The sequence below is a fragment of the Armatimonadota bacterium genome, assembly GCA_017993055.1.
Taxonomy (GTDB): domain Bacteria; phylum Armatimonadota; class UBA5829; order DTJY01; family DTJY01; genus JAGONM01.
Genome location: JAGONM010000002.1, coordinates 1 through 18,612, shown reverse-complemented (window position 1 = coordinate 18,612; position 18,612 = coordinate 1). Strand labels below are relative to the sequence as shown.

Here is an 18,612-nt window from a genome sequence, read left to right as displayed (position 1 = left end):
GGTTGAAACCACGGCAACGAAGGCACAAAGTCCACCTGCGTAGACTAGTGCCTCCAATGTCCGCAGGGACACTTCGTGCAGTTGCAGCCGTGACTTCAGTCGCCCGGGCACTCAGGACAGAGCTATGAAACGTAACTCTCTTATCAATCGAATCATACGCGCAAGGTGGGCATACATATTCATCGCGCCGGCGGTGTTGCACTTCCTCATATTCAGCGTCTATCCGATCGTTTCGACGGTCTACCTCAGCTTCGTGCGGTTCAACCTCCAGGGGAACACACTCGTCGGCCTGCAGAACTACCAGATCGCTATGTCCGACGCGATCTTCTGGAAGTCGATGGCGAACACAGCGCTTTATGCGATGGTCGTCGTGCCGGTGGGTATCGGCATCTCGCTCCTCCTCTCGGCACTGATCTTCCCGCTCAGGCCGTCGGCGCAGAACTTCTACAAGGGCGCGTTCTACCTGCCCGGCATCGTGTCTGCGGTCGTGGTCTCGATGATCTGGCTCTGGATGTTCGACTCGGCCCACGGCCTGCTCAACTACATGCTCTCGGTCGGCGGGCTGCATCCGATCTCGTGGCTCGGGGAATCCCGGACCGCCCTGCCCTCGCTGATGTTCATGGCGGTGGCCGGCGGAGGCGGATCGGCGATCATCCTCTACTTGGCGGCGATGGGCGGCATCCCGGCGACCCTCTACGAGGCCGCTCAGATAGATGGCGCGACGCGGTGGACCGAGTTCTGGAAGATCACGCTCCCGCTCCTCAAGCCGACGACACTCTATCTCGCGGTGATGGGCACGATCGGCTCATTCCAGGTCTTCACCAGCATCTACATGATGACGCGCGGCGGCCCGAACTACGCGACCTCGACGATCGTGTTCTCGATCTACCAAACGGCGTTCGAGTTCCTGAAGCTCGGGCGAGCTTCTGCGATGGCTCTCATCCTGGCGGTGATCATCATCGCGGCGAGCGCGATTCAGTTCAAGCTGCTTGGGACAGAGGTAGAGTATTGATGAACCATCCGACTCGTCTGACAAGTCCGACCCGTCCTCGAGTATCCCCGTTTACGGTAGCCGCCTACGTCATCCTGACCCTGTGGGCGTTGTGGGCGCTCCTGCCATTGTTCTGGATGATCTCGACCTCGTTCAAGGAGGTCCGGGCTGCGATCAAGATCCCGCCGGAGTGGCTTCCCGCTCACCCGACTTTGATCAACTACGAGCACCTCTTCGCTCGCGCGCCGGCGTTCCGATGGTTTGCGAACAGCGCGATCGTCGCGGCCGCTCACACGCTCACGATGCTGTTCTTCTGCTCGATGGCGGGCTACGCGTTCGCCAAGAAGGAATTCCCCGGCAAGACGGCGATCTTCTGGAGCCTGCTCAGCACGATGATGATCCCCGGCATGGTGCTGCTCGTGCCGCTATTCCTGCTCGTCTCGCGCATGGGCCTGATCAACAACTTCGGCGGGCTGATCCTGCCGGGGATGGTCGGGGCGTTCGGCGTTTTCTTGATGAAGCAGTTCATGGGGACGCTGCCAAACGAGTTGATAGATGCCGCGCGGATCGACGGGGCATCGGAGTTCGGGGTCTACTCGCGGGTGATCCTGCCGCTCTCGAAGCCGGCGCTGGCGGTGCTTGGGATCTTCAGCTTCATGGGCGCGTGGAACGACTTCCTCTGGCCGCTGCTGATCACTCAGTCGAAGGAGATGCGCACGCTCGCGGTCGGGCTGGCGACGCTCCAGCAGGAGTCGATGACCGACTACGGCCTCCTGATGGCGGGCTCGGCGTTCGCGGCGGTTCCGATGATCATCGTCTTCTTCGCGTTCCAGAAGCACTTCCTCAAGGGCCTCACCATCGGCGCACTGAAGGGATGATGGGGAATGGTCGATGGCTCATGGTTGGCGGGATGGTGACTTCGGGGCCGGATCGAGGTATAATGCCCATAGAAAGGGCGGTAGATCGCTGGTCATGAGTATGACGCTGGATGCCAGAGAAGCCATCGACATAATGGTCGAACGCATAGTGGGGCGCTTCAAGCCGGAGAAGATCATCCTCTTCGGATCGCAGGCGCGCGGCGCCGCGCAGCCTGACAGCGACATCGACCTGCTCGTGGTGTTCGCCACGTGCCCTGACCGCAAGGCCGCGACGATCTCCATCATGAAGGCCCTCGCCGATCTGCCAGTCGGCAAAGACATTGTCGTAACCACCTCGGAGGAGTTGGAGACACGCGGCAGGCTCTTCAGCACGATTCTCTACCCGGCGCTCCGCGAAGGCAAGGTGCTCTATGCCGGATGATCTGATACTCAGGGAAACGGCCCACTGGCTCCGCTATGCCAGGGAAGACTACGCGGCGGCGCTGGTCCTGCAACAGACGGAGACACCACGGCACGTCTGCCTTCTCGCACAGCAGAGCGCGGAGAAGGCAATCAAGAGCATCTTTGCATTCCTCGACATGCCGATCCCCCGAAGTCACGATCTCGATCTGCTCAAGAACCTGCTCCCGGATGACTGGCACACGAAGACGGAGTTTGCCTACCTCTCGGAGTTGAGCTTCTGGGCGGTCGAGTCCCGCTATCCTGGCGATCTTCCGGAAGCCACAGTCCAAGATGCGGAGGAGGCCAGAGCCCAGGCCGAGTCCATTCTCCGCTCGGTGGAAGCCGACCTTCGGAGCCACGGATACGTCGATCAGTCCTAGTCGGCGGTCCCGATGATCATCGTCTTCTTCGCCTTCTAGAAACACTTCCTCAAGGAGCTCACCATCAGCGCGCTGAAGGGGTAATGCCGCCGATGGACGCAGATGAACGCGGATATCGGACGGCAGTTGGGGCAGGAGTTGGACTCCCGCCCCTTATTCGTGCTACTTCACCCAGACGGTCGCAAGGCCGTTCGCGGGGACGGTGACCGTCACCTGGTCGCGGGAGAGCTTCAGGCGGGAGAGCGGGTCCTCGACGAGTGTGCATGACCAGGCCTCTTTGAACTTGCCCTTCGGGAGCGTGAGGGTGACCGGAGTCGCCTCCCCCGTCAGTTCGCGGAGCCGGATGATCAGCCCCTCGCCGGATTCGGCCTGCTTCACTGCTTGGACGTTGACGTTCTGCGCGGAGACCGACACAAGGCTCGTCGGGATGCCCGGTGCGGACTTGGCCGGAGTGTTCAAGGTCACCTTCCATGCCACGAGCGGGCATCGGACCGACTGCCCGAACCGGGAGGCCGCGACGGGGTCGTACTTCGGCATCGAGGTGAGCGAGTACCGGAACTCCATCTCGCCGCCTTGGGAGGCCTTGTAGTTCGTGAACCAGTAGTTGTTGAACGCGTAGGCGTAGAGATGCCCGTTCTCAATCGGGAGCGGCGACTGAAATATCTCGCGGTTGACGTCGCCGATGGTGATCAGCGGGCTCTCGACCGCGCTCCAGACGACCGCGCACTTGTCATCCGCGGCGGCCACGAAGTCCTGGGCGCAGTACCACTGCATGCACGCGCCGGGGAGCATCTGCGACTTCGGCTTGACCACTCCATCCGGCAGCTCGACGTAGAACTCGGGCTTGTAGAGGTTGAACGGGAAGGCGAAGTACCCGGCTTCCTTCTCGTAGGTTTCCGTCTTCTCCAGCCGGTTGATGAAGTCGATCCGCTTGAGGTTCTCATACAGAACCACTTCCGTAGTCCATTTGGGCGTGAGATGCGCCGAGCCGCTGACCCTTGATCCGGAACGACCCTGGCCGGGGCTGAACTCGACCGCCTCAGCCGATGCCTTGCACTCGGTGACGTCGGCCGGTTGCCCTCCGCGGAAATACATGTACTGGTTGAAGTCCTCTGCTGACGACTGATCGACCAGCTCCGCGCCCAATTCCTTGTCGAAGAGGCTCTTGATCGCACCGGTGGCAGGATCGAACTCGACTCGGTAGTAGTTGTTCTCCAGGGGTCTCTTCTTCGCGCCCACAGCTACACTCCACAGGCCGGAGATGACCCTGCACCCCATCGGCGGGACGTTGTCCGCCCAGTGGGGAAGCGAACCATCGGGGCCACTCAGGAGTTCGACGGGACCGCTCACCGGCCAACTCAGAGGGTTGTAGACGACGATCTCACCTTCCTTCGCGCTGGTGGCCTTCGCCAAGTCGCTCATGGCATCACGGAAGACCTGCTCCGACTGAGCCTCCGCCAGGGTCGCGAACCGCTTCTTGTAGTTCCACTGGTGGATCGTCTGATCGCTGGCCGGCTGGCTGATGCTGCAGTGCGCGCCCCAGGTGTGCTCGTCGTAGAGGATCGCGTTCTTCCAAGCCGCGTCTATCTCGGCCTTCGGGTATTCGGCGATCCCGTAGGTGGACAGGAGCGAGTAGATCTTCTCGGCGGTGGCGAGCTGCTCCTTGGCGATACGCACATCGGCGGTCTCCATGGCGGACGAGCCCGCGCCGTCCTCCCAGTAGACGCCACCGTCACCGGCGATCGTCGGGATGTCCTTTGCGAAGTTCTTCTCGATATGCTGGAAGAAGGACGGCCCGCGCGTGAAGATGATCTTCGGGTACTCGTAGCGCTTGTTCCACTCCGCAACGACCGATGCCATGTCAGGTCGGAACGGCTGGTTGTCGCTCACTCCGCCGAACGCGAGCACTGCGTCATACGGGTAGTCCGCCCGGTCGAAGCCGGAGAGGAGGCCCAGAACGCGCGGCACGGCGGTCTCGACGCTCGTCTGCAGGCCGAGATGCGCCGCGTGAGCATATCCCGGAGCGAACCATGCAAGCACCTTTGCGCCATCCGGTCCCTGCCAGTAGAACGGCTTGTTGAAGAGCTGGTTGAACGAGTCGCCGCGCGTGAGGTTGAGTCCTGCGCTGAAGTACTTGATCCCCGCGCCCGCGAGCACGGTCGGGAGCGTCCAGACCTGAGTCGGCACGTCGCTGCTCACGGCCATGTCGAACGGGATGCCGTACTCCCTGGCGACATTGTGCGCATAGTAGAGGTCGCGGATGAACGACTCGTGGGAGCAGATGCCGGTGAGCATGTTCCCGTAGATCGCCTGGCACCCGATCTGTCCGGACTTGGCGTACTTGATGAACTCATCCCGGCGGTCCTTCGGCATCATCGAGAGATAGTTGTCCTCGGGCCACGCGACCTCCGTGTTCCAGACGAAAGCAGGGTACCTCTTGCAGAGGTCGAGGGCGAGCGACATGTTCCGGTTGTGGAGGTCAATCACGCGCTCCTGCCAGTCGGTGTAGCCGACGTCAATGTGCGAACTCGGCTGGACGTAGAGCCGCCAGTGGCGCTGAGGCTTCAGTTCGCATGAGGCCGACACCAGACTGCTTCCGCACGAGACGGTGACTTCGAGAGGCGTGGGCGACTTGACCTCATTGACTTCGAGATCGGATTCGGCGATTCCCAGGAGGTTCGGCTTGAGGCTGATGTTCTGGCCGGTGGACCTGATTACAGCCGAGGCCTCGGTCACGCCGGGGTAGAACTCCGCGTTGAGCCTGACGATCTGCTTGATCTTCCCGCCGCGCTTGACGAGGAACATCGTTGGGGTGAGCGATACCTTGTTCACTCCGTACTGAGGCATCAGTCCGGTCGAGTCATTCGTGAGGCTGATGGCGTCGTAGAGCATCCACGAGCCCTCGGTGATCTTGAGCGCGAGCGTGTTCTCCCCCTTGCGGAACATCTTCGGCGGGAGGGTCAGCTTGATGACGTGCTCCCTGCCCTGCGCGCAGTCGGAGAGAGCGTTGTCGCCCGATCCCTGAGGCAGCGCGAATCGGCCGCTCTGCCCGTTCAGCGACATCTCGAGGACCGGGGCATCTCCACCGTGCGTGCTCACCAGGTCAATGGTCAGGCCGAATACGCCCGAGGGCGCGCTCGGCAGATCAAAGAGCACCTGATACGGATGCGCGCGACTACGTGCCCATGCGTCCGTCGGGCCGGGATGGATGAACGGCCAATCCTTCGCGGGATCGCTCTTGCCGACGGTGAAGGTCACGTCCTTCGGATACGTCTTGTTGTAGGCGCCGTAGTCGTGCGGAATGGCGAGGTCTTCGTAGCAGTTGTCGAAGTCGCCGATCTGCCAGACGGTGGTCTCGGCGGCGCAGAGCCCGGCCGCCAGAGTCAGGATCATGCACAGGATCAGTAGAGCACGGGAAATCATGGTATCGCCTCCCCGAGGGTAGCTGGTTTGATGAAGGTTTGGACGGAGGGAGGCGGTTGTCCTGCGGCACAGGACATATGGGACAGACGAGACCTATGCTTGTACGGGTAGTGTGAACGTGAAGGTGCTGCCCTTGCCGAGCTCGCTCTCGGCCCAGATGCGGCCGCCGTGCGCCTCGACCGCCAGCTTGCAGAACGTCAGCCCGAGACCGGTCGAGTAAGATCTGCGCGAGCGGTGCGCCGACACCTGCACGAACTTGTCGAAGATTCGCGCGAGGTCCTCCGGCGGGATGCCCTCGCCCGTGTCGCCTACACTGACGACGACATGACCGTCCTTGAAACCCGTCTTGACGGTAATCCTGCCCCCCGACGGAGTGTGCCGGATCGCGTTGCCTATCAGATTGACAAGCACCCTCACGATCCGATCGCTGTCCAGCGACAGCATCGGCAGGTTGGAGGAGTCGGCGAACTTCAGCGACAGCTTCTTCCTTCGGGCGAGCACCTCGATCTGCCTGCGGGCGGTATTGAGCACGTCGGCTATCCAGGTAGGGCGCCTGTGCAGAACCAACCTCCGCTCCTCCAGCTTGCCGACGTCGAGGAGGTCGCATATCATCTGAAGAAGGGTGTCGCCGCCCGCCGTCGCGAGCGACAGCAGTTCCTTCTCGTTCGGATCGAGCTTGCCGCCGGCTGACTCGGCGATCATCTGCAGTGAGCCTATCACGGCGGTGAGCGGCACGCGGAGATCATGCACCACCATGTTGGTCAGGTCATGAGTCATCCGCTCTGACTCCCTGAGCTGCTTGTGGGCCTGCCTGAGCTTGCAGTTGGCTTCTTTGATGGCGAGGGCTCCGTCGAGCGCGAGCGCGGCCTTCCCCGCCATCGCGGCTATCAGATCGAGCGGTTCTGCCTCGGCATGACCGTTCCCGTTGCCGTCGGCAGGAGCGATCTCCCAGAGGCAACAGGCATCACCGAGGGCGCAGCACTTCTTCTCGACCGCAGTGACCGCATCGCCGCCGAACTCGTGCTTGAGGCCGCCCGCGAGGATTCCGGCCTCGAAACTGCACACGGCCTCCCCGATGTTCGGCAGGCCGGAACAGGTGGCGCACTCGGTAGCGGCGATGAGGATCGTGCTTCCATTACTGCGCTCGACATCCAGGTTCGCGATGCGAAGGTCACTGAATACCCGGAGAACGGCGTCCAAGCCGCTCACCCCGAGCTTGTCGGCAAGGGTCCGGCCGGAGAGGTGGAGCATGGCGGAGGAGAGCCCTGCGCCGAGCAGATCCCGGAAGGACAACAGTCGCACGGCGCGGTAGAGCGACACGGGAACGGAGGCGCCCAGGGTCGGCCGGTCGTCGCGGAATGCGTCGGGGATGTCCAGCGGGTGCTGGGTGCGCGCTTCCTCCAGGCTCGTGTTGATGATGCGGAGTGCCCACTCGCGAAGCCTGGCGTCGGCCTTCGAGCCGGATTTCGACTGGGGGGTCTTCTGGCTGTCCAAGGCAGTGCGCTCCCTGCACAGGTGTTTCCGGACGCGCCGGCATTCCCTTGCTTGGGTGCGCGCCCTGTCTGCGCCTTTGTCGGCGCGGAACATTCTCAGGATAGCATAGGAATCCCACAAACGCAAGGGAAAAGATGCAGATTAATCACATTTCCGGCTTACAAGGTTCACAGTTGTGGCGTCAGTCCCGAAAGACCCTCAGCATTGCCAGCGGTGACACGATCCCGCCGGCCTCGTATGCGGGCGAGGCGTCCTCGTCGAGGAGTTCCGCCGCGTACCGAATGCCCAGAGAGGCTGACTGAAGGAGCAGGTTCTCTATCATGTACCCGACCTCCCAGCAGGCGCGCCCGGTGTCCTCGTTGATTCCCATAATGACCCGCGCGTAGTCCCCGGGCTCAAGCAGGTTGCACGGACGGCCTGTGGGATCGAGGGCGTGGGTCGCTCGCTCGTCCCGGCTGTTGATGTAACGAAAGGCTCCCTCGCCGGTGACGGCGTAGAGGCTTGCGATGCTCTGGCCCCCGCCCCAGGTCGGGATCGTCATGCCCCAACGGCGTCCCATTGCGAGATGCGGCGTGCGACCCCGGGCCGCCCACAGCAGTTGGGAGAGATCCTGCAGTTCCGCGCCGCGTCCGCCGGCGTCCGTGCCGATCTCCTCGAGAGCCTTCTGGAGCGGCATCCGCCCCGCCCGGTTCGGGGCCGGAAGCCCGTGATCGCAGACCCAGTCGTCAGGGGCCTCCACCGTCCAGAACGAATCGCCGTACGACGGCCGCATGGCGTGGAGATCCATGCGGACGGTGCCCCATTGGCTCTCGGAGAGCTGTTTGCCCTCAATCCCCATGTTGAGGACGCAGGTGCCCACCCCAAACGCCGCGCAGACCAGATGAAAAGCCTGCTGCTGCATGCCGCTCTCGACGTGAAGCCGCTTGCGGTCCCACCCGGCGGCTTCAGCGGACATGGCGAACACAACGGGGATATCCTCGAGGTTCACGTCGAGCGGATAGTAGGTGAACCTCGGAATCTGAACCCCCCGCCCAAGCGCGTTGAAGACCTCGGGCGGAATGTCAGCATCTACGTCAAAGAGCCCCCAATGAAACCGGGCCTGATCGCCGTCGGCGTCTCCCGCGCACCGCGAGTTGAGCGCGGTTTCAACACTGATATCGTGAGAGTTCCGAGAATCAACTTCGCGCATATCACTACCTCCGATTTGGCGCAACGCTCGATCTCAACGACGGCCGGCCCCCGGCCTCAAGCATCTCAACCCCGCAAACACGATCACCACCGCCTGGATGATCGTCACGATCTCCTTCGGCGTATCGGTCACAATCTGCATGCCGACCGCGCCGTTCTTCAGCGCCCCGAAGAGCAGGGCCGAGAACGCCGTGCCGATTGCCGCGCTGTTCCCGAGGAACGCGACCGCGATGCTGTCGAAACCATAGCCCGGCGAAAACTGATCGTAGAACTTGTGATGAACGCCCATCACTTCGACTGCGCCCGCGATCCCGGCCAGCGCTCCGCTCATCAGCATTGCCTTGACCATCGTACCGGGCACGCTGATGCCCGCCGTCCGCGCGGCGTCCGGATTGAGCCCCACCGTCCTCAACTCGTATCCGAACACGCTCCTCGACATCATGAATCGGAACCCGATGACGGCGAGAACCGCGATCAGTATGCCCCAGTGCAGGCCGGACCGCTCTGCGAGCATGCCGAGCCGCGCCGTGACGTGCATCTCCGGCGTCTGCGGCGCCATCGTAGCGACATCCTGCATGCGGGTGGTCACCAGGTAGTGCGTCAGGTAGAACGCGATATAGTTCAACATGATGGTCGTGATGACCTCGTGTACCCCGCGTTTCGCTCGGAGGATTCCGGGAAGGAAGGCCCAGAGCGCTCCGCCGGTGACACCCGCGGCGAGACACAGCGGGATATGGATGAGGGCGGGCAGACTGACAGCGTACCCGACCCAGGCGGCGGCGAGCGCGCCGACCAGAAGCTGACCCTCCGCGCCGATGTTGAACAGCCCCGCTCGGAGTCCGATTGCGACCGCCAAGCCGGTCAGCGCCAGGGGGATCGTCTTTACGAGAGTCTCGCCCACCGCCGTCGGGCTTCCGAGCGCGGAGGAGAACATCGCCTGGAACGAGGCGATCGGGTCCCCGCCCGAGATCAGGATCGCCAAGGAAGCCACGATGAAACCTGCCGCAAGGGCGATCAACGGCGAGATCAAACTCCTCACGCCTCCCCGAACGCTCATTGCCCGGCCCCCAGCATCATCGCGCCTACGGTCTCCCGGTCGGCCTGCGAGCGGTCGATCATACCTGCCACTCGGCCCCCGCGCATCACCATCACCCGGTCTGAGAGCGAGAGAACCTCGTCGAGATCGTAAGATATAAGGAATAGGGCAGCCCCCCGATCACGGGCCTGCGTCAGTGCCAGGTGAACTTCGGCGGCGGCCCCGACGTCAAGGCCCTGGGCGGGCTGGCAGGCTATCAGCAGCTTCGGCTCGACGCTAAGGGCACGCCCCAGAACGAGCTTCTGCCGGTTTCCGCCGGAGAGGTGGCTCGCGGGCATCCCCGGCCCCGAAGCCCGCACGTCGAACCGCTCGATGACCTGCAGCACGTGCTGGCGCGCCGCCCTGAGGTCCAGCAGCCCCCGCCGGGAGAAAGGCGCCCGCGCATGCGCGCCGAGCATCGCGTTCTCCTCGACCGAACACTCGTCCACGAGCGCGTCACGCCGGGGGTCCTCCGGGACGAACGCGATCCCGGCTGCGAGCCGTTCGCGCACGGGCATGCGCGCGATGTCGCGACCGTCGAGGACGATCCGCCCGGAAGACCGCCTCAGTCCGATCAGCGCCTCCGCGAGTTCGCGCTGGCCGTTGCCGTCCACGCCCGCGACGCCGAGGATCTCCCCTGATCTCACATCGAAGCTGACGGCATCCACGGCAGGAAGGCCCTTGTAGCCTGGGACGGTGAGACCCGACACGCTGATCAGCGCATCGCCCGGAACGGCCCTGCCGACCGGTGTCTTCGCCGATGCACTTCCCCCGACCATCAGGTGGGCGAGATCGTCCGCGGTCGTGGAACTCGTTTCCACGGAGGCGATGTTTCTGCCCTTGCGCAGAACAGTCACGCGGTCGGAGTGGGCCATCACCTCGGCGAGCTTGTGGGTGATCACGATTACGCACATACCGTTGTCGGCCATGCCGCGAAGCATCGCCAGAAGGCTGTCGGAATCCTGAGGGGTCAGGACGCTCGTCGGCTCGTCGAGTATGAGTATCCGGGCTTCGCGGTAGAGCGCCTTCAGGATTTCGGTCTTCTGCCGGGCGGATACGGAGAGATCGGCGACCCGCGCGTCGAGATCGAGAGCAAGCTCGAAACGCCTGCAGATGCCGGACGCCCGCTCCCTGGCCGACCGGTAGTCGGTCCGCCCGTGCCTGACCGGCTCCGCGCCGAGCATGATGTTCTCCAGGGCGGTGAACGCGTGAACGAGCGTGAAATGCTGGTGGACCATACCCACGCCCCGCGCGATCGAGTCGTGAGGCGAGCCGATCTCGACCGCCTGCCTGGAGAGCCTTATCTCTCCGGCGTCCGGGCGGTGCATGCCGTAGAGGACGTTCATGAGGGTGGACTTGCCGGCGCCGTTCTCGCCCACGAGCGCGTGGACCTCGCCAAACGAGGCCGAGAAGTCCACGTCATCATTCGCAAGCACCCCGGGGAATCTCTTGGTGATCCGGCGCATCTCGACTGCGGGAACGGTTTCCATATCGTACTCATACTCTCACCCATGCTCATACTCCTTCCCGGTCGGGGCGCCTTGGAGCTGAGTGGGTGGCGGCCGTCTCTCGATATGGTTTCCAGAGAAACCTACTCGAGACTAGACGGCTGGGGCCTAGGGGCCTTGGCAGACCGGCCAACCGTTCTCCTCAAGCGGCTACTCTAGTGGCATAGCGAGAGGTTGGCCCACTCTGGGCAGATGCACCCGCCCGGTTGACTGCGGACCATCCGCCGCCTATACTGACGACAGATGAACCCGGCGATCGAGAGGATCAGAAACGAGACGCGCGGCACGGAGTACGAGGGGAATCTGTTCCTCGTCGGCGGTATCGTGCGCGACAAGTTCATGGGCCGCCCGCCGACCGAGGATGTGGACATCGTATTGGAGGGCGACGCCCTGTCGTTTGCGCGGTACCTGCACAAGAAGGGCATCACGGAGCATCGGCCGGTCACGTACCCCCGCTTCGGTACGGCGATGGTAAGGATCGAGGGGCACGCGGTTGAGCTGGTCAGCGCGCGGAGCGAGAGCTACGTTCCCGACAGCCGAAAGCCCCAGGTCGCGCCCGCAAGTTTACTCGACGACGTGATGCGCCGAGACTTCACGATCAACACTCTGCTGGAACACCTGCACACCGGCGAGGTGCTGGACCTCACCGGGAGAGCGCACGCCGACATCGAGGCGGGGATCATCCGCACGCCGACCGAGCCGCAGACGACCTTCTACGACGATCCGCTCAGGATGCTCCGCGCCGTCCGCTTCGCAGTACGGTTCGCGTTCGAGATCGAGGAGGCAACCCGCGAAGCGATTGTGCGCGACGCCGGGCGGTTGAGCATCATCAGCAAGGAGCGGATTCGCGACGAGTTCGCCAAGATCGTCCTGAGCGACGACCCCGACCGCGGGCTGAACATGCTCTCCGAGAACGGCCTGCTGAAGCAGTTTGCGCCGGAACTCCTGGAGATGCAGGGGGTCGAGCAGAAGGGGCTTCATGTCTGGGACGTGTGGAACCACACGCTTCGCGCGCTTGACTCGCTCCCAAGACAGGCGGGCCTCGTCCTGCGGCTGGCGATACTCTTCCACGACACGGGCAAACCCCGCACCCGGACGGTCGGCCCCGATGGGGTGATCCATTTCTACGGGCACGAAGACCTGAGCGCCAGAACCGCTCGGAAGATCCTGACCAGGCTGCGGTTCCCGGCAAGCGACACCGGCAGAGTGGTGAAGCTGGTCCACATGCACATGCGCATCGGCGAGTACCGAAGCGAGTGGAGAGACTCGGCCGTGAAGCGGCTCATGCGGGACGCGGGCGCGGACATGGCCGACCTGATGGCGCTCGCGTATGCCGACAGACTCGGATCAAGCCCCCACCCCTCGCTGGAGGGCCTGAACGAACTGACGGAGCGTATCGAGAACATCCTCCTGAAGGTCAAGGTGGAGGAGTTGGAGAGCCCCCTCGACGGACGCGAGATCATGGAACTGCTCGACCTCCCCCCGGGCCCGAAGGTCGCCGAGGTGAAGGACTTTCTCTGCGACGAAGTCATCGAGGGCAGACTTGCCCCCGACGACAAGGATCGCGCCGCGCATCTGGCGAGGGACCGGTTCGCGGGCGACGAACCGACTGCCAGTCCCGCACACTGACCCTCATCCGATTCCCCGGTCGGAACGCGCACTCCGCACTCCCGATCACGGGTCGGCAGACTTTACAAACTTTCTATTGTTTATTTTGTTTTTCGGTTTAGACTGCGGCAAGCGGTGGGTACAAGCTCATCAGGAAGTCGGCGTCCCTGTGCAAGGCCGGCAAGACCCGAGCGGCCGATCACGCCTGGATGCTAGTGCACGGTTGGTTATTATACAATCAACCTGTCTAATCCTGTGGTATAATGTTACCTACCGACACGTCGTGAGGCGAACCATGAAGCGAATCGCAACGTCCATTGCCGCAATGCTTATACTCTGTTGCGCACTCCTCCCTGCCTTCTCAGCGCCGATATTCTTTCGGGCGGAGACCATTCATCCCCCTGAGAAGACTCAGTTCAAGCTCGAAGCGGGAGCATCTCATGCGGGTTACTACGTCATCCAGTTCGCGGGGCCGGTCAAGGACGCATGGAAACAGGAAGTCGAGCAACTCGGCATCAAGCTGGGCGATTACCTGCCTGACTACGGTTTCGTCGCGAAGATGAACCGGGCTCAGATCGGCCGCGTCATGGCCCTGGAGTCCGTGAGATGGGTCCAGCGGGTCAAGCCCGAGCATCGGAAAGACGCCTCGCTCAAAGCGGAAGGAGCGGGCAGCGTCGAGGTAGCGATCAAGATCTTCCGGGATGAATCGCCGTCGGCCGTGGAAAGCTTCGTGAAGGGAGCCGGAGGCTCGATGCTGGCGTCGGCAGGGGCGTCGGACAGATATCTCCTGGCGGCTCTGCCGGCGAACTCACTGGACGCCCTCGCGAGCCTTGAATCCGTGGAGTGGATCGAGCCGTGGGTTCAGCCGAGGCCGGTCAACAACGTGGCGCAGGGTATCATCGGTGTGCACGACGTCCGCGAGCGGATCGGGCTCTACGGCGCGGGACAGGTCATCGCCTTCGCGGACTCGGGTCTCGACACGGGCAGCCAGTCCACAATGAGCGCAGATTTCGCGAACAGAATCCTGGCCGCGTTCGCCCTCCGCCGCCAGGACGATTGGAGCGACCCCACCGGGCACGGCACACACTCGATCGGCGTGGCGACGGGGTCCGGGGCGCTATCAGGCAGCAACCCCGGGCAGCACTCTTACGACACATCTTTCGCCGGCGTCGCCCCCGAGGCGGGCATCGTGGTCCAGTCGATCGGCGACACCAGTGGATTCGTCTACCCTCCGCTTGTGCTCTCGACGCTATTCCAGCCTACATACGACCTCGGAGCCCGCGTTCACAACGACAGTTGGGGATCGCCCGTAAGCGGCAAGTACACCTTCTATTCGCAGCAGGTTGATGAGTTCATCAACGCGCACCGGGACTTCATTGCGGTATTCCCTATGGGCAATGACGGAAGAGACGGGAACAGCGACGGGGTGACGGACCTCGGGCAGGCCTACGCGCCGGCAACCGCGAAGAACTGCATCGCCGTGGGCGCGACCGAAAACGTCCGATCGGACGGCTGGAACACCAGATACGGCGACGCCTGGCCGGGAGACTTCCCGGTGGCCCCGCTTCGAAACGACTATATCTCCGACAACGCGCAGGGCATGGCCTCGTGGAGCAGCCGCGGACCGTGCGTGGACGGGCGCATCAAGCCGGACATCTGCGCTCCGGGCACCAATATCCTGTCCGCGCGGACGCATGCCGTTCCCGGCGTGACGGGCTGGATGCTCTATAACCCCGATTACATCTTCTGGGGCGGGACCAGCATGTCCACGCCGATGGTGGCCGGCACCGCGGCCCTCGTGAGACAGCATTACATCGAGAACCGCGGGGTGACGCCGAGCGCCGCGCTGATCAAGGCGACCCTGCTGAACGGAGCAACCGACCTTACGCCCGGCCAGCACGCATCACCGATGGAGGTACCTCCGAGGCCGAACAGCGTCCAGGGATGGGGCCGCGTCAATCTCTCTGCAACTCTCGACCCTCCGGCGCCGAAGGTGCTGGAGTTCGTTGACGAGGGCACCGGGCTCTTGACAGGACAGAGCCGAATCTTCGAGTACAGCGTACTCGGCAGTTCGGTACCGTTCTCGGTCACCCTCGTCTGGACGGATCCACCGTCCGGATCGCTGTCCGGCAAGCAGTTGGTCAACGATCTCCACCTGCGCGTCGAGAAACCGGGCGGGCAGATCGTGCTGGGTAACGGCACGGTGGACACGACCAACAACGTCGAGAGCGTTGACATCGCTTCTCCCGCCGTCGGCACCTACCGCATAACGGTCATCGGCAACAACGTTCCGCAAGGCCCGCAGACGTTCGCGCTGGTCGTATCGGGCGAACTGCCGGGGTCCTACATAGCGGGCAAGGTCACGACGGCGTCGGGATTCCCGGTTCCGGGCGTCACCATGACGATGGCAGACGGCGGGGTCGTCTACAACACGATGACCAGCCAGAACGGCGATTACACGATCCACCTGCCGTCTCACAGCTACATAGTCATCCCTTCGAAGGACGGATGGACCTTTGCCCCCGAGAACCGGCTCGTATCCGTCGGGGAGACGGGCCTTGCGGATGTGGACTTCGTCGGCTCGGCGGCGCCGGGATGCATCAACGGGACGATTGCCCGCGCGGTCGGGGGAAGGACGAACTACTCGCTCGACTCGGACCACCCGTATGCCGACAACTCGAACATGGTGTACACCATAGCGGCTCACCCGAGCGCCACGCGCATCCGCGTGCACTTCGATGAGACATGGCTACAGAACGGCTATGACTACATCTACGTCGAGGACGCCGACGGGACGGTCTTTGACACCCTCACCGGCGAGGTTTCCGACTACTGGTCGGCATGGGTGACCACCGGCAACGTGGCGAAGATACGGCTCTTGTCCGACGAGAGCACTGCTTACTATGGGTTCCACATAGACGGCTACGAGACCGACGTGATCACACAGGGTCCGGCGGCAGGGGTCACGGTTACGGCTCAGCCCGGCGGAGCAACGGCGATCTCCCAGCCGGACGGCACTTACACCTTCGCCAGCGTGGAGCCGGTCAACTACACCCTCACGCCCTCCCTGCCGCACTGGTCGTTCTCACCGATGAGAAAAGCAGTCTCGGTGCAGCCCGGGGGGTCGGGGTCGGTCCAGAATTTCCTGGGGTTCCCGCCCGGCACGATAACCGGAACGGTATCCGCCGGCACCACCGCCGAGCATCCTGAGATCATCGAGTCCGAGCACCCCTATCCGGACAGCGAGCTCATCCAGTATCAAGTCAACGGGCCGCCGGGAACGAGCCGTATCCGGATTCACTTCGCAGAGATAGACATGGAGGCCGGTTTCGATTTCATTGACATTCTGGACGGCGGAGGGAACATCGTCGAGTCGTTCACGGGAACATACTCCGGTGTGTGGAGCGTTTGGGTCACGGGGGACTTCCTGACGATCCGCCTGCAGTCCGACGACGGGTTCAACGCCTACGGCTTCCGCACGGACAAGTACGAGGCGGTCTCCGGGGAGCACGGAGTGGCCGGAGTGACGGTGACTACCGAACCGCAGGGCTTCTCGGCGATCACGGACTCGAACGGCATCTTCACCATATCGAACGTGGACGCCGGGCAGTACTTCGTTTCGGCGCAGAAGACGTACTGGAGCATCGTTCCCGGCGCGCGACTGGCAAATGTGGCGGCGGACGTCGTCACTACAGGCATTGACTTCTACGGGACCGTGCTCAGCATGCCCGGGATCGCCTACATCAAGACGCTCCCGGACGGCTCGGACGTCCGCGTCTCGGGCAAGGTCGTGACCGCCGGCACCAACGAGATGGGCGGGTACTTCTACATAGAGGAGGCCGAACGTTTCGCGGGCATCAGGGTAGACACATCCGAGGCGGTGCCGCCCGAGAGCGTCGTGACGGTCGCCGGCCAGCTCACCACCTCGGGCGGAGAACGCCGCATCGAGGCGTCGAAGGTGGAGATCACCTCGTCGAACGGGCAGATGCCCGGCCCGCTCGGACTGAGAGGAAGCTATCTGGGAGGCGGGCAGCTCAGCCCCTACACTCCCGGCGTCGCGCAGGGGATCGGCTTGAACAATGTCGGGCTGCTGATAACCACCTGGGGCCGGGTAACCTACTCCGCCGGCAACTACTTCTATCTCGAGGACGGTTCGGGGCTGCAGAGCGAACCAGGCAGGACGGGCGTGAAGGTGCTCTGCGGGGGCGTACCTCCTCCTGTAGAGGACGCTTACGTCCAAGTGACGGGGATAAGCTCCTGCGAGGAGATCGAGTCATCTTACGTCCGGGTAATCCGGGTTCGCAACACCGCAGATATCAAGCCGCTCAACGCAGTTCCTTAGCGTGCGCGACTCCTGCAGACACAACGGGACCCCGGTGCGCCAACCTGCACCGGGGTCCCTTTTTTCACGCGCCCTGAACGCGTCAGAGCCGAAAAACCCCGCGACGATATCGTCTGAGAGCTAGACCGCCGGCCGTGCACAGCAGCATCAACTGCGCCAGGGATGACGGCTCCGGCACTGAGCCTATTGCATAGACCCGGTTGTCGTATGCGCCGAAGTAGATGGTTCCCGTGCGTCCGATCGCACAGGAAGAATGAATCTTCGACCCGATGTATATGCTCCACCTTACGGAGCCGCCGGGGTCGAGCGAGCGCAGGTAGCCACTGTGAGTGCCGAAGTAGACCGACCCTTCGGCGTCGATGGTCGGCGACGCCGACACCGGGTACCCCACGAAGTGCGTCCACTTTCGAGTGCCGTTCGGCCTGACGGCGTGCAGATAGCCGTCGTAGGAGCCGAAGTACAGAGTGCCGTCCTGCGCGATGCCGACAGATGAGCTGATGCTCGGCGGCGCGTAGTAGGTCCACCTGAGGGATCCGTTCGGGTTGACAGCGTATAGAGCCCCCGACAGCGTCCCGATGTAGATCGTGCCGTCATCGCCGATGGAGGGGGTCGCGCTCATCTGACCCTGTCCCTGAAAGGCCCAGACCGGCGAGCCGTCCGCATCGAACGCCCGCAGGATACCATCGCTGCTCCCTATGTAGATTCTCCCGTCGTCGCCGACGGCGGGTGATGAGAGAGTGCCTGACCCCAAGGCACGGTGCCAGTTGACAGCCCCCGAAGCCGGGTTGACGGAATAGAGCCTCCCCTGTTCGTCGGAGAAGTACAGCGCGCCCGACGGGCTGATGATGGGAGACGAATAGACCGCCGCCGGGCCGAGTCCGACCGCCTGGCCCACGGGGAGCACCCACCTCTGCGAACCGCTCGACTCGAACGCGTACAGGTTGCAGTCCTGCGAGCCGACGTAGACGGAGCCGTCGCGCGCTACGGCAGGAGAGGACGAAATCGGGCCGCAGGTCTCATACGACCATAGAACGGAACCGGACCGACTCATCGCGTAGAAGCTATTGTCGAAAGACCCGGAGTAGATCGTCTCGCCACCCACGACGGCGGGAGACGAGAGCACGAATCCGCCTGTCGCAACTGTCCAGGACACGGAGGGCTCATGGGTGCCCACGTATACCGAACGGCCCGTGCGGCGCGCGTCGGAACGGAATGCCGGCTGTCCATCGGCAAGTTGAGCGACGGCTGCCGGCGCTAACGCCAAGATCAGCGCCAGCACGGCCA

General features: G+C 63.4%; 12 protein-coding genes. 6 read left to right on the top strand and 6 right to left on the bottom strand.

Translation table 11 applies throughout. The annotated features are described in order from the left end of the window. Positions 1–124 precede the first annotated feature (124 nt). From KBC96_00960 to KBC96_00945, 4 genes are all read left to right on the top strand, one after another. On the top strand, positions 125–1,012 hold the full coding sequence (locus KBC96_00960) for a sugar ABC transporter permease (protein ID MBP6962954.1): 888 nt from the start codon (positions 125–127) through the stop codon (positions 1,010–1,012). Then, positions 1,012–1,869 (top strand): carbohydrate ABC transporter permease, encoded by an 858-nt coding sequence (locus KBC96_00955; protein MBP6962953.1) that lies wholly within the window; start codon positions 1,012–1,014, stop codon positions 1,867–1,869. The genes KBC96_00960 and KBC96_00955 overlap by 1 nt, the downstream gene beginning before the upstream one ends. A 100-nt stretch (positions 1,870–1,969) precedes the next feature. Next, the gene (locus KBC96_00950) at positions 1,970–2,290 is read left to right on the top strand and encodes a nucleotidyltransferase domain-containing protein (protein ID MBP6962952.1); all 321 of its coding nucleotides are present in this window, start codon (positions 1,970–1,972) and stop codon (positions 2,288–2,290) included. After that, on the top strand, positions 2,280–2,690 hold the full coding sequence (locus tag KBC96_00945; GenBank protein ID MBP6962951.1) for a HEPN domain-containing protein: 411 nt from the start codon (positions 2,280–2,282) through the stop codon (positions 2,688–2,690). Before KBC96_00950 ends, KBC96_00945 begins: the two co-directional genes overlap by 11 nt. 162 nt (positions 2,691–2,852) lie before the next feature. Here the strand turns inward: KBC96_00945 and KBC96_00940 are convergent, their stop codons facing one another. The 5 genes from KBC96_00940 to KBC96_00920 all read right to left on the bottom strand — a co-directional run bounded on the left by KBC96_00940 (position 2,853) and on the right by KBC96_00920 (position 11,360). Next, positions 2,853–6,113 (bottom strand): hypothetical protein, encoded by a 3,261-nt coding sequence (locus tag KBC96_00940; GenBank protein ID MBP6962950.1) that lies wholly within the window; start codon positions 6,111–6,113, stop codon positions 2,853–2,855. A 93-nt stretch (positions 6,114–6,206) separates the two neighbouring features. Continuing rightward, the gene (locus tag KBC96_00935; protein ID MBP6962949.1) at positions 6,207–7,607 is read right to left on the bottom strand and encodes a hypothetical protein; all 1,401 of its coding nucleotides are present in this window, start codon (positions 7,605–7,607) and stop codon (positions 6,207–6,209) included. A 181-nt stretch (positions 7,608–7,788) separates the two neighbouring features. Continuing rightward, on the bottom strand, positions 7,789–8,796 hold the full coding sequence (locus KBC96_00930; protein ID MBP6962948.1) for a hypothetical protein: 1,008 nt from the start codon (positions 8,794–8,796) through the stop codon (positions 7,789–7,791). A 33-nt stretch (positions 8,797–8,829) separates the two neighbouring features. Then, a complete protein-coding gene (locus KBC96_00925; protein MBP6962947.1) occupies positions 8,830–9,852 on the bottom strand; it encodes an ABC transporter permease in 1,023 nt (340 codons plus the stop codon). After that, positions 9,849–11,360 (bottom strand): ABC transporter ATP-binding protein, encoded by a 1,512-nt coding sequence (locus tag KBC96_00920; GenBank protein ID MBP6962946.1) that lies wholly within the window; start codon positions 11,358–11,360, stop codon positions 9,849–9,851. The genes KBC96_00925 and KBC96_00920 overlap by 4 nt, the downstream gene beginning before the upstream one ends. A gap of 261 nt (positions 11,361–11,621) precedes the next feature. Here KBC96_00920 and KBC96_00915 point away from each other — a divergent pair, with 261 nt between their 5' ends. Together KBC96_00915 and KBC96_00910 are read left to right on the top strand one after the other, a co-directional pair. Continuing rightward, positions 11,622–13,007, top strand: a complete 1,386-nt coding sequence (locus KBC96_00915; protein MBP6962945.1) for an HD domain-containing protein — start codon at positions 11,622–11,624, stop codon at positions 13,005–13,007. 274 nt (positions 13,008–13,281) lie between these two features. Then, complete coding sequence (locus KBC96_00910; GenBank protein MBP6962944.1) at positions 13,282–17,328, top strand: S8 family serine peptidase; 4,047 nt, start codon at positions 13,282–13,284, stop codon at positions 17,326–17,328. 82 nt (positions 17,329–17,410) lie between these two features. Here KBC96_00910 and KBC96_00905 read toward each other — a convergent pair. Continuing rightward, positions 17,411–18,612: PQQ-binding-like beta-propeller repeat protein (locus KBC96_00905; protein MBP6962943.1), on the bottom strand; the 1,202-nt coding region annotated here is incomplete at its 5' end.

Bases quoted from the DNA above. Each gene is read 5' to 3' on its own strand.
- KBC96_00950 (MBP6962952.1), top strand. From the start codon at position 1,970: ATGACGCTGGATGCCAGAGAAGCCATCGACATAATGGTCGAACGCATA.
- KBC96_00915 (MBP6962945.1), top strand. From the start codon at position 11,622: ATGAACCCGGCGATCGAGAGGATCAGAAACGAGACGCGCGGCACGGAG.
- KBC96_00945 (MBP6962951.1), top strand. From the start codon at position 2,280: ATGCCGGATGATCTGATACTCAGGGAAACGGCCCACTGGCTCCGCTAT.
- KBC96_00925 (MBP6962947.1), bottom strand. From the start codon at position 9,852: ATGAGCGTTCGGGGAGGCGTGAGGAGTTTGATCTCGCCGTTGATCGCC.
- KBC96_00920 (MBP6962946.1), bottom strand. From the start codon at position 11,360: ATGGAAACCGTTCCCGCAGTCGAGATGCGCCGGATCACCAAGAGATTC.
- KBC96_00930 (MBP6962948.1), bottom strand. From the start codon at position 8,796: ATGCGCGAAGTTGATTCTCGGAACTCTCACGATATCAGTGTTGAAACC.
- KBC96_00955 (MBP6962953.1), top strand. From the start codon at position 1,012: ATGAACCATCCGACTCGTCTGACAAGTCCGACCCGTCCTCGAGTATCC.
- KBC96_00910 (MBP6962944.1), top strand. From the start codon at position 13,282: ATGAAGCGAATCGCAACGTCCATTGCCGCAATGCTTATACTCTGTTGC.
- KBC96_00940 (MBP6962950.1), bottom strand. From the start codon at position 6,113: ATGATTTCCCGTGCTCTACTGATCCTGTGCATGATCCTGACTCTGGCG.
- KBC96_00960 (MBP6962954.1), top strand. From the start codon at position 125: ATGAAACGTAACTCTCTTATCAATCGAATCATACGCGCAAGGTGGGCA.